The 11,276-nt window shown below is 68.9% G+C and carries 11 protein-coding genes; 6 read left to right on the top strand and 5 right to left on the bottom strand.

Going from position 1 to position 11,276, the window contains the following annotated elements; genetic code table 11:
- Window positions 1–34 precede the first annotated feature (34 nt).
- Both C1N74_RS08500 and C1N74_RS08505 read left to right on the top strand, forming a co-directional pair.
- Complete coding sequence (locus tag C1N74_RS08500; RefSeq protein WP_071918086.1) at window positions 35–799, top strand: SDR family oxidoreductase; 765 nt, start codon at window positions 35–37, stop codon at window positions 797–799.
- A 2-nt stretch (window positions 800–801) separates the two neighbouring features.
- Window positions 802–2,784, top strand: coding sequence for a S9 family peptidase (locus C1N74_RS08505; protein ID WP_137750994.1), 1,983 nt, complete (start codon window positions 802–804; stop codon window positions 2,782–2,784).
- Window positions 2,785–2,796: 12 nt separating this feature from the next.
- Here the strand turns inward: C1N74_RS08505 and C1N74_RS08510 are convergent, their stop codons facing one another.
- Window positions 2,797–3,348: an HdeD family acid-resistance protein gene (locus tag C1N74_RS08510; RefSeq protein ID WP_137750355.1), complete on the bottom strand. Its 552-nt coding sequence runs from the start codon at window positions 3,346–3,348 to the stop codon at window positions 2,797–2,799.
- 119 nt (window positions 3,349–3,467) lie between these two features.
- A complete protein-coding gene (locus tag C1N74_RS08515) occupies window positions 3,468–4,385 on the bottom strand; it encodes an AEC family transporter (RefSeq protein WP_023950668.1) in 918 nt (305 codons plus the stop codon).
- Window positions 4,386–4,474: 89 nt separating this feature from the next.
- Between C1N74_RS08515 and C1N74_RS08520 the strand changes: the two genes are divergently transcribed.
- On the top strand, window positions 4,475–5,326 hold the full coding sequence (locus tag C1N74_RS08520; RefSeq protein WP_084670279.1) for a phosphatase PAP2 family protein: 852 nt from the start codon (window positions 4,475–4,477) through the stop codon (window positions 5,324–5,326).
- Between the two features lie 36 nt (window positions 5,327–5,362).
- Here C1N74_RS08520 and C1N74_RS08525 read toward each other — a convergent pair whose 3' ends face one another.
- Window positions 5,363–6,400, bottom strand: coding sequence for a S66 peptidase family protein (locus tag C1N74_RS08525; RefSeq protein WP_137750356.1), 1,038 nt, complete (start codon window positions 6,398–6,400; stop codon window positions 5,363–5,365).
- A gap of 281 nt (window positions 6,401–6,681) precedes the next feature.
- Here C1N74_RS08525 and C1N74_RS08530 point away from each other — a divergent pair, with 281 nt between their 5' ends.
- Complete coding sequence (locus C1N74_RS08530; RefSeq protein ID WP_023950657.1) at window positions 6,682–6,987, top strand: hypothetical protein; 306 nt, start codon at window positions 6,682–6,684, stop codon at window positions 6,985–6,987.
- 91 nt (window positions 6,988–7,078) lie between these two features.
- Window positions 7,079–7,543 (top strand): hypothetical protein, encoded by a 465-nt coding sequence (locus tag C1N74_RS08535; protein ID WP_023950656.1) that lies wholly within the window; start codon window positions 7,079–7,081, stop codon window positions 7,541–7,543.
- A gap of 14 nt (window positions 7,544–7,557) precedes the next feature.
- On the opposite strand, the gene C1N74_RS08540 is transcribed toward C1N74_RS08535, so the two are convergent.
- Window positions 7,558–9,459 (bottom strand): alpha-amylase family protein, encoded by a 1,902-nt coding sequence (locus C1N74_RS08540; protein ID WP_137750357.1) that lies wholly within the window; start codon window positions 9,457–9,459, stop codon window positions 7,558–7,560.
- Between the two features lie 147 nt (window positions 9,460–9,606).
- Here C1N74_RS08540 and C1N74_RS08545 point away from each other — a divergent pair, with 147 nt between their 5' ends.
- On the top strand, window positions 9,607–10,935 hold the full coding sequence (locus C1N74_RS08545) for a nitrate/nitrite transporter (protein WP_023950654.1): 1,329 nt from the start codon (window positions 9,607–9,609) through the stop codon (window positions 10,933–10,935).
- A gap of 30 nt (window positions 10,936–10,965) precedes the next feature.
- On the opposite strand, the gene C1N74_RS08550 is transcribed toward C1N74_RS08545, so the two are convergent.
- Window positions 10,966–11,226 carry a DUF6458 family protein gene (locus tag C1N74_RS08550; RefSeq protein WP_137750358.1) on the bottom strand — a complete coding sequence of 87 codons (261 nt, stop codon included), beginning with the start codon at window positions 11,224–11,226 and terminating at the stop codon, window positions 10,966–10,968.
- Window positions 11,227–11,276: the final 50 nt, after the last annotated feature.

The following is an 11,276-nucleotide window of genomic DNA, read 5'->3' on the forward strand; positions in this document are numbered from 1 at the left end:
TGCCGAGAGCCTTTCTTCCCCGCAGGAGCGTCACATGACTCAGCCCCTTCCCGCCGGAACCCTCACCGGTCGCACGGCACTGGTGACCGGATCGTCGCGTGGCATCGGCGCCGACACAGCGCGGTACCTCGCGCAGGCGGGGGCGAACGTCGTCATCAACTTCCGCAACAAGGCGCCCCGGGCCGAGAAGCTCGCGGCCGAGCTCCGCGACCTCGGCGTCGAGGTGCTCGTCGTCGGAGCCGATCTGACCGATCGCGCCTCGGTCGACGAGATGTTCGCCGCTGTGCGCGACACGTTCGGCCACCTCGATCTGCTCGTGCTGAACGCATCCGGCGGCATGGAGGGAGGCATGGCCGAGGACTACGCCCTCACCCTCAACCGCGACGCGCAGCTCGGCACCCTCGACGCGGCGCTGCCGCTGCTCGAGGATGGGTCACGCGTGGTGTTCGTCACCAGTCACCAGGCTCACTTCATCCGCACGACCCCGACGATGCCCGAGTACGAGGCCGTCGCCCTGTCGAAGCGGGCCGGCGAGGACGCTCTGCGCGAGCGCGTCGGCGAGCTCTCCGAGCGCGGCATCGGATTCGTCGTCGTGTCGGGAGACATGATCGAGGGCACGATCACCGCGACCCTGCTCGAGCGCGCGAATCCGGGGGCGATCGCCACGCGGCGCGAGTCGGCCGGCAAGCTGTACAACGTGTCGGAGTTCGCCGCCGAGATCGCCCTCGCCGCCGTCGAGCCGATCCCCTCCGACAACACCCGTCTCGTCGGGGACATCTCGTCCTTCGGCGGCGAGTGACCATGCGCCCCACGGACATCGAGGCTCTCATCGCCGTGGGGCGTCCGACGGTCGCCCCCGACGGCTCGTTCGCCGTGTTCGCGACGTCACGGCCCGATATCTCGGCGAACCGGAACGTGGGACAGCTCTGGCGTATCGAGCTGCCCTCGGGCGAGGCTCACCGGCTCACCCGCGGCGTGGCCGACTCCTCGCCGCGCCTCTCGCCGGACGGCCGTCGTGTCGCGTTCGTCCGCGGCGACGCCGGCGGTAAGCCGCAGATCCACGTGATCGCGGCATCCGGCTCGGAGCCCGTCCAGGTCACCGACGCGCCCCTCGGTGTCGGGGCGTTCGCGTGGTCACCCGCGGGCGATCTCCTCGCCTTCACCGCGCGAATTCCCGAGCAGGGCCGCTACGGCTCGGTGGAAGGACTCGCCGCCGAAGCAGAATCTCCTCGGCGGATCACGGGCGTCCGGTGGCATGCGAACGGCATCGGCTACATCGCGGACCGCCCCGCTCAGGTCTTCGTCGTCGCCGCACCGGACCTCGGTTCCGAGCCCGCGTACGCTCCCGCCCCCGAGCCGCAGGGAGGCTCGTCCGCGCCTGCACCGCGCGTGCCGGCGGAGGCGCGCCAGCTGACCTCGGGCGAGCTCTCCCACGACGGCGTCGTCTTCACCGCCGACGGCTCGGAGATCCTCACCACCACGGATGAGATCGAGCGCGAACGTCGCGACCTCCGCTCGCCCCTGATCGCGATCAGCGTCGATGGAACGGGGGAGCGCGTGGTGCTGCCAGCGACCCTCTCGATCGCCGACGTCGCCGTCGCCCCCGACGGCAGCATCGCCCTCCTCGCCTCCGACGCGGGCGCAGATGGCACGGACTTCGTCGCGCCGGGCGTCGCGCTGTGGATCCTCGAGGGCGATGGCCCTCGGAGACTGACCGATCCCGAGACGATCGACCTCGGGGAAGTGGGCTCGCACATCACGGCAGTGGGCGACGACTTCCTGGTGCAGAACCGCACCCGCGGAGAGGTGCACCTGCTCCGCGTCTCGCGCGACGGCGCCGCCGTGCGCCTGCGCCGGGGCATGGAGGTGACCGGCCACGGCGCTGACGCTGCAGGCCGGCGAATCGTCTGCGCCGTCGCGACCAACCGGTCGGCCGGCGAGCTCCTTCTCCTCGACGCCGACGGCGTGGAGGCGCGGTTGCTGACCTCCTTCGGGGATGCCGCGAGCCGAGCGGGGTTCGTCGTTCCGCGCGAGCTCGAGGTGACGGCCCCCGACGGCTATCGTGTGCACGGATGGGTCGCGACACCCGAGGGCGATGGCCCGTTCCCCGTGCTTCTGCAGATCCACGGCGGCCCGTATGCCTCGTACGGCATCCATCTCTTCGACGAGACGCAGGTGCTGGTCGATGCCGGCTACGCCGTCGTGTACTGCAATCCGCGGGGCAGCGCCGGATACGGTCGCGCTCACGGGCGCAGCATCCGCGGGCGCATGGGCACCGACGACCTCGTCGACGTTCTCGCGTTCCTCGACGGAGCAGTCGCCTCTGAGGCACGGCTCGATGGTGGACGGGTCGGAATCATGGGCGGGTCGTACGGCGGCTATCTGACCGCCTGGACGATCGCGCACGACCACCGGTTCGCCGCGGCGATCGTCGAGCGCGGTTTCCTCGACCCGGAGACCTTCCAGGGAACGAGCGACATCGGCTCGTTCTTCGGCGACGAGTACGTCGGCACCGATCCTGCCGCGATCCGGGCGCAGAGCCCGATGGCCATGGTCGGCCGCGTGGCAACCCCCACGCTCGTCATCCATTCCGAGCTGGACTTCCGATGCCCGCTCGAACAGGCGACGCGGTACTACACCGCCCTGCGTCGGCAGGGCACGGAGGCCGAGCTGCTGGTGTTCCCCGGCGAGGACCACGAGCTCACCCGCTCGGGACGGCCCCGACACCGCGTGGAACGGTTCGAGGCCATCCTCGACTGGTGGGGGCGCCACCTCCCGGTGTGACGCCCCCAGCTGTCAGGGGCGCAGCGAGAGCCCTCGGATGATGTTGACGATTCCGAGGGCGACAGCGGAGATGCCAAGCAGCCACCAGAGCACGATGACGCCCCACAGCGGCGTGAACAGCAGCATGACGCCGGCGATGATCGAGAGGATCGCGAACGCGATCGTCCAGCCTCGCGACGATGACTCACCGACGACGGACAACGACACCGCGCCCTCGATGATCCACATGATGCCCACCAGGACGCCGAGGAACACAGCGAACGACACCGTGAACGCGGCGAGGTTGGCAAACGCCACGACGCCGACGACCACGAAGAAGATGCCGAGCACGATGTGTCCGACGCGCGCCCAACCGTCCTTCGTCCGCGAGAAGACGCCGAGCGCGGCGTAGACGACACCCGCGACGATCGCGTACGCCGCGATGATGCCCGTCAGCACCTGGGCCGTCCGCCCGGGCCAGATGAGGATCAGCAGGCCGAGAACCAGGGTGAGGACGCCGGTCAGGATCAACGATGTCCGCAGCGATCGGATGAATCGTTCGGCGATGTTCTCCGCAGTTGTCATGGCAGGGCCTCCTTCACGGAAGTCGGACGCTCCCGTCTCGCCTCACGCTACTGGACATGACGAAGCGGCATCAGAGCGCGCGGTGCAGCGCCGGGGGAGTGGCGCGGGGCGAGAGGCGCTCAGCCGAGGAGCAGGGTCGCGGCGAGGAGTACGGGGACGCAGCCGAGCGTGGTGAGGAACACGGTGTCGCGCGAGATCGTCTCGCCGATGTCGTAGCGCTGGGCGAAGTTGAAGACGTTCTGCGCGGTAGGGAGGGCCGCGAGGACCGTGACCGCCAACGTGTCGGCGGGGGAGAGGCCGAACGCGAGCGCGGCGACCGCCCAGGCGACGAGGGGCATCGCGATGAGCTTGAGCCCCGATGCCAGGAGGATGTCGCGGCGACGGCCGGATGCAGACAGCACGCGCTGTCCGTGGAGCGACATCCCGTACGCGATCAGGAGCACCGGCACACAGGCGTCCGCGATCAGCTGCAGCGGGTCGAGCACGATCGGCGGCAACCGCAGGCCCGAGACGGACACGATCACTCCCGCCACCGAGGCGATGACGATCGGGTTGCCGACGGTCCGTTTCAAGATCGGCAACGGTTTGCGTTGTCCGGTCGTGACGGCCTCGAGGATCGCCATCGTGATCGGGGTGAAGACGATCAGCTGCATCAGGATGACGGGCGCCGGCAACGCGGCCGACCCCAACAGATACAGCGACAGCGGGATGCCGATGTTGTTGGAGTTCACCTGCCCGGCCGAGAGCATGCCGATGAGCGTCTCGCCGACCGAGCGGCGCCACACGAGCCGCGCGATCAACGCGTAGACGACGAACATCGAGACGGCGGCGATCGCTGAGACGGGCAGCAACGCGGAGAACAGGGTCGACACGTCGGCTTGCGAGAGCACGACGAACATGAGGAACGGCGACAGCACGAAGAAGATCAGGCGCGCGAGCACGGGACGGCCGTGAGGTCCGAGCAGATCGATGCGGCCGATGACGTAACCGACGACGATCGCGACCCCGACGACGACGAACCCGGTCACGACCTGCACCCTTCGAGCCTAGGGGAGTGCGGGTAGGCGTTGACCCCGCTCACAGGCTCCGGTTCGTACGGTTGTTCAGACGTGGAAGAGGTGACGACATGAGACGCAGCGTGCGCTACATCCCGCTGGCCGCCGTCCAGCTGGCGGCTATCGCCGTGACGATCGCGGTGTGCGTGTTCACGACCTCCGGACAGCACGCCGATCAGGCGGCGATGGTCGCCACGACATCGTCGAGCAACCCGATCCTGCTGGCGGCGCAGCACGTGAGCGCCAACTACATCCTCATCGTGGCGGCCGTGACGATGGTGGTCAGCATCACAACGGCGCTCGTCACCCGCCGGTTCGCGGAGGCGGGCGCAGCGTCGGTCGTCTTCGTCGGCGCGAGCATCGTGACGCAGGTGCTCAAGCACGACATCATCGCGCGCCCCGATCTCGCCAGCGGCTGGGGCACTTACCACAACTCCCTGCCGTCGGGTCATGCGACCATCGCGATCGCGGCAGCCTGCGCCGCGCTGTTCGCCGCCCCGACGCGGATGAAGTTCGTCCTCGCGCCTGTGCTCGTCGTGTGGGCCACCGTCGCCGGCATGGGCGTCATCGCCGCCGGCTGGCACCGACCGAGCGACGTCGTCACGGCGAGTCTCGTCGTGGGCTTCTGGTGCACGATCGCTGCGCTCCTGGTCAGCGCAGCCCGTCATCGCCGGGAACGCGGCTCGGCCGTGCTCACGACAGCACAGCGTCGACTGCGCGGACTCACACCCGTCCTGATCCTGCTGGCGGTGATCACCGCCGTCGCGCTGTGCGCATCGTACGCATCGGGATCGGAGCGCACGCTCGCGTCGGCTCTTCTCACGGTGTCGACGATCACGGCAACGGTCCTCGGCGCTCTCGCGGTCAGCGGCGGGCTGCCGTCAGGACGGCCGCGCGGTCGCGCGCTCGTCCCACGGGTGTGAGCTGGTGCCGTCTTCCTGCGGGCGCCTGCGCCGAGCTCAACCGTAGAGCGCCGTCACACCACGCCTGCGTCCGTCGAGTCTCACCCTGCCGCCGTAGGGGAGGACCCACTGCGGGCGGGTGTGTCCGAACGGCACGCCGATGCAGATGACGGCGTCTTCGCTGTAGCGCGTCACCTCGCTGAGCACGACGTCGCGTTGCTCGGCCCGGAGCCGCCGGCGCTCGTCATGTACAGGGACCCTGTCGTGAGCGCTCACCGGGGGACGCGCCACCATCACCCCGTCGACCACTCCGAGGATGCCGCGTTCGCCGAGGGCTCGGATCCATCGCCTGACGAGAGTCGCAGGCGGCGATTCTTCGCTGGTTTCCAGCATGAGGATCGACCCGCGGAGATCCTCGAGCCTCGGCATGCGGCCCGCTACGGCGATCTGGTCGATCACTTCGAGACAACCGCCCCAGGTGGTTCCCTCCGCGGTTCGCCGAGGACCCGACCAGGTCCAGTCCTCGGCGGGTTCCCGTGTCCCGAACTCGATGAGCGCCGCCGGAGATCGCCAGTCCGGCCCGAAGTCCTCGGACTCGGCGGGATTCGTGAGTTCGATCTCGCCTCCGGTGAACAGAGCCGCACGAAGCGACCTGAGATGAATTTCGTCGATGCCGGGTCCGGCGCCGAGGTGAACCTGCGTCGACCCGCCGTAGTAACCGGATACCCCCAACTGCCAGAGCCAGTTGAGAAGGTTCGTGTTGTCGCTGTATCCGAAGAAGGGCTTAGGGTTGTCCCGGATCACGCCTGCATCCAGGAACGGGATAACGGTGATCTGATCGTCTCCGCCGAGAGTCGCGAAGACCGCAGCGATCGTCGGATCCGCGAACGCCGCGCCGATGTCACGGGCGCGTGCTTGAGGACTGGCACCGAGCTCACGGGTCGTCGGGAACTCGACCGGTACGAGACCCAGGTCCGAACGGATGCGGCTCAACGCCTGCTCGTGCACCGCCGGGGCGAAACCGGGCGCCGCGAATGACGGGGACAGCACCGCGACCCGATCACCCGGGACGAGCACAGACTGTCTTGGCTGCATTCCGTCATCCAACCAGACCCACTTCCGGTGTCAGTTGATCCGATAATGCACATTATGTCATTTCCGCGTTGGGGCCAGCCCCTGGAGCCGCATCTGTCCTCGTCTGATGTCTTCGCACGGAGGCACGCCGGCATGCTGTTGCTATTTCTCGGAATCGCGTTCGTCGCCCGCCGCAGACGCCCATAACTGCGTATCGGGGTCGGACCGCCGGTAGGTGACCGCCGCGCCTGCCGATACCGTGGTGCGATGATGACACCGACACACCCCCGCGCGGAACGAGCGTGACCGGCGACGCCGCATCGAAGGGACGACGCGTCACGCTGAATCTCCGCCGGCCGATGCTGCACCTGATTCCCGGCGTCCGACCGACGGTCGTGATCGACGGCCGCGGACAGCCCGCGCAATGGGGCGTCGGCACCTGGCTCGTGCCCGACGACGAGGCCGTAGAGATCACCGTCTTCCTCTTCAATCGCTTGTGGCGGTTCGGCGAGGCTCGAGTGGTGCTGCATCCCGCGGACACCGGCCTCTCCTATCGCTCCCCCCTGGTTCCCCTCGGCCCGGGTCGCATTCTGGTCACCTCCGGGTGAGCCTCGTCGCGCCGACCTGCATTCGTACCGTCCAGCTGGTACAGTAATCGGTCATCCTCGCTCGAATGGAGCGCGACGAAGGGAGACGGCCATGCACATCGCCGGCTTGGATGCCGACATCATCGACGCACTGACGCAGGTCTCGACGCCGGATCACCGGCCCGATGCACTCACGATCGGGGTGTCGCTCCCCGACTCCCCCGACGAGCTCCCGGCGTGCATCGCCGACGTCGACGCACTCCTGGAACGCGAGCTGAGCCGCGTGTCACCGCGCATCCTCGTCGCCGTCGTCCACGCCGCGAGTCGGCTGAACGAAGGCCGCGCCTTCGCGAGCGAGCTGATCGACCACGCGAGCGTTCACTCGAGCAATTCGCTGGGCCGCGACCTGACCGCTGTCGGCATCGTCCTGGACGACGACCAGGACCGCGCGCTCGTGGCGCGCCGTATCGCGGAGCACCTCAGCGGCCGCAGCAACCTCGGCGACGGCACGGTCGTCACCGCCCGGGACCTTCGACGCGTCACTCTGCGCGAGCTGATACTCGAGGACGTCCTCTGACGGTGTAGCCCGCGTCACAGCCGGCGGACACGCAACCACACGAACGCGTGCGCCGGCAGCACGAGCCCGCTCCCGAGCCCCACCGCGGAGTCCCGGATGAGGTCCCACGCCGACTCATCCAGCCCGCTCACGGTCTCGGAGGGGATCGCCGCCGGCTCGTCAGCGACATTGGCGAGCACGAGCACCGCTCCCCCGTGCTCATCCGTCGCCGGACGTATGAACCCCACGACCGCGGCGTGGGGGGTGTGGAAGGGGATGAGCTCGTTCCCGGCGAACTCCGTCGTGGCTCGGCGCACGTCGATCAGGTGCCGGAGCCGCGTGAAGACCCGTCCGGCAACCGTGGACTCGTCCCGCCGCTCCTCGTACCGCTCGAAGGGTCGCTCGGGCCGGTGCGCCCACCGGCTGTCTCCTCGCCGCGCCGGGTCGTCCTGGAACGTGTCGTCGTTGAGCTGCGCCACCTCGTCGCCGAGGTACAGCAGCGGGATGCCGCCGGTGGACATCGCGAGCGCATGCGCGAGCACCACCCGGTCCTCACCGCCGTCGTCGCCCGCCGCGATCCCCGCCAGCGAGGCCGTTGTGCCTGCGATCCGGGCATCGCCGGTGCGCGGGTTCTCCTGGAACGGGAAGCCCCGCGAGAACGAGCCGGCGAAGCGGCCGATGTAAAAGTCGTTGAGGAAGCGCCGATGCGGCCCGCCGTCGATCCCGAAGCGCGCGGCATCCTCGTCCGCGAACGTCCAACCGATGTCGTCGTGGCTTCGGACGTAGTTGACCCACGCGGTCCCGGGAGGAAGCTCGTGGCGCTCGTCTAGCGCGAGCTGAAGCAGCCGGGCGTCACGGGTCGCCAGCGCCTCCCAGGTCAGCGCCATCTGCAGCGGGTTGTAGGAGAGCTGGCACTCGTCGGGCGAGATGTAGTCCTGCACCTCGTCGGGGTGGACGATCGCCTCGGACTTGAACAGCACCGCCGGCGCCGCGATGCGCAGCACCGCGTTGAACGCCTGCAGGAGCAGGTGAGCCTCGGGCAGTGACTCGCACGTCGTCCCGAGACGCTTCCAGATGAAGGCGACCGCATCCATCCGGAGGATCTCGACACCCTGGTTCGCGAGGAACAGCATCTCCCTCGCCATCGCCGTGAATACGTCGGGGTTCGCGTAGTTGAGATCCCATTGGAACCGGTAGAAGGTGGCCCAGATCCACCGGCCATCGGGAAGCGGCACGAACGAGCCCGGATGGTCGTTTGGAAAGATCTCGCGCGTGGTCCGCTCGTACGCATCAGGAAGCTCGCGGTCGGGGAAGATCAGATAGAAGTTCTCGTACACCGGGTCGCCGGCGAGGGCGCGCGTCGCCCACTCGTGCTCGTTCGAGGTGTGATTGAAGATGAAGTCGAGCACGAGGGAGATCCCCGCGTCACGGAGATCAGCGGCCAACGCGCGGAGGTCGGCCATCGTCCCCAGAGCCGGGTCGACGGTGCGATAGTCCGAGACCGCGTATCCGCCGTCGTTGTCACCTTCTGGGCTGGCGAACAGCGGCATGAGGTGCAGATAGGTGAGACCGAGCTCCCGGAAGTACGGGATCATCTTGCGCACGCCGTCGAGGTCACCGGCGAACCGGTCCACGTAGCAGACACCGCCGAGCATCCGCTCCGATTCGAACCAGGTCGGCCGCGCCGCGCGGTCGCGGTCGAGTCGCCGCAGTTCGGCGGGCCGATCGGCACGTGCATCGAGCACGGCGTCGATGAGTGTCAGGAGCGACTCGAGTGAGGTCGCGCGATCGCCGTAGAGCGCGCGGAACAGCCCGTGCAATCTCGGGAACTCCGCGCGAAGCCGCGCGACCGTCTCGCCGTCGGCCGGCTGCTCACGCCGTGCGACGTGCTCGACGAGGATCGCGGCGTCGGTCTCGAGAGCCGACAGCGCGGTCATCGCGGGACCACCGGAGCACTCATGCTCCGCATCATGGCAGAACGACCGGGGCACCGGACACCGCGGGCCGTGCGGGTAGACGCCGACGCCGGAGTAGCGTAGAAGGGTGATCTTCCCGGCGCCTCCCCTGCTCCGACGGATCGGCCGATGACGGCCGCAGCACGGATGAGCGGCCCCGGGCTCCGGGCGTGGCTCGTCTGGGGAACCGGTGTGGCGGCGTACGTCCTGTCCATCACGAACCGGACGTCGCTCGCGGCCGTGGGCGTCGACGCCGCCGAGCGCTTCCAGGCCGATGCCGCGACGCTGTCGATGTTCGCCGTCGTCCAGCTGGCCGTCTACGGCGGGATGCAGATCCCCATCGGCGTCCTGCTCGATCGATACGGTTCGCGCCCCATCATGACCATCGGCATGATCCTCATGGCGGTCGGCCAACTGACGATGGCCCTCTCCCCCAGCGTCGGGGTCGCCATCGTCGCGCGCATGCTCCTCGGCGCCGGCGACGCCGCCATCTTCCCGGCGGTCCTCCGACTCGTCGCGACCTGGTTCCCGGCGCAGCGCGGGCCGCTGATGGTGCAGATGACCGGCATCCTCGGTCAGGCCGGCCAGCTCGTCGCCGTCATCCCCCTCTCAGCTCTCCTGCACGCCACCAGCTGGTCGGTGACCTTCGGCAGCGTCGCGGGACTGGGTGTCCTGTTCGCCGTCCTGGTGTTCCTGCTCGTGCGCAACCACCCGCCGGAGGTCGATCGCGACGTCAGCGTCGACACCGACACCGGAGCCATCCGCGTCGTCACCTCGAGCGTCGACACGGGAGTCGGCATCCGCGCGGCCTGGGCGCATCCGGGTACCCGGCTGGCGTTCTGGTCGCATTTCACGACCCCGTTCGCCGGCACGGCGTTCATCCTGCTGTGGGGCATTCCGTTCCTCACCGCCGGCGAGGGACGCACGCAGTCCGAAGCGACGCTCATCACGACGCTCTACGTCTTCGCCGGTATGGCGCTCGGGCCGATCATGGGCGAGCTCTCTCGCCGCATCCCCAACCTGCGATCGCGAGCGCTCGTGCTTCCCGCCGTGGGCGTCCAGCTCGTCGCCTGGACGGCGGTGATCCTCTGGCCCGGGACCGCGCCGGCGTGGCTGCTGGTGGCTCTGGCGATCGCCCTCGCCACCGGGGGGCCGGCCTCGATGATCGCTTTCGACCACGCCCGCACGCACAATCCCTCGCATCGCCTCAGCACGGCGACGGGGCTCACGAACGCCGGCGGCTTCCTCGCCGCACTCATCGCCGTGTTCAGCATCGGGGTGGCGCTCGACCTGCAGGGCGCCGGAACACCGGCGACGTACTCGCTCGAGGCGTTCCGCGTCGCGTTCCTCACCCAGGTGCCGCTGTGGCTCATCGGCGGTACGTTCATCGCGATCGAGCGCAAGCGCACCCGTATCCACATCGGGATGGACCTACCGAAACGGCCGCGACGGGCGTAAGCCCACCGCGGCCGTTTCGCAGCAGATGCATCAGAGCATGGGGTCGCCCGACGTGCTCGTGCTGTTGCGGGTGACGCGCTGGCCGCTGGCGGGATCGACGGCGGTGCGGCTGACGGTATCCGTCTGGCGGCGGCGCACCATCAGAATGAGGCCGATGAGGAAGACGAGGGCTCCTGCACCCATCAGGATGTAGCCGATGAGGTCGAGGTTCACCCACTCGACCTCGACGTTCACGGCGAACGCGAGGATCGCGCCGATGACGAACAAAGCGATTCCGGCACCAATGCTCATGTCAGTTCCCTTCGGGTGTGCGGACCCGTCGATCCTGGCGCGTGGGCGCA

The sequence above is a fragment of the Microbacterium sp. SGAir0570 genome, assembly GCF_005491085.2.
GTDB lineage: Bacteria > Actinomycetota > Actinomycetes > Actinomycetales > Microbacteriaceae > Microbacterium > Microbacterium arborescens.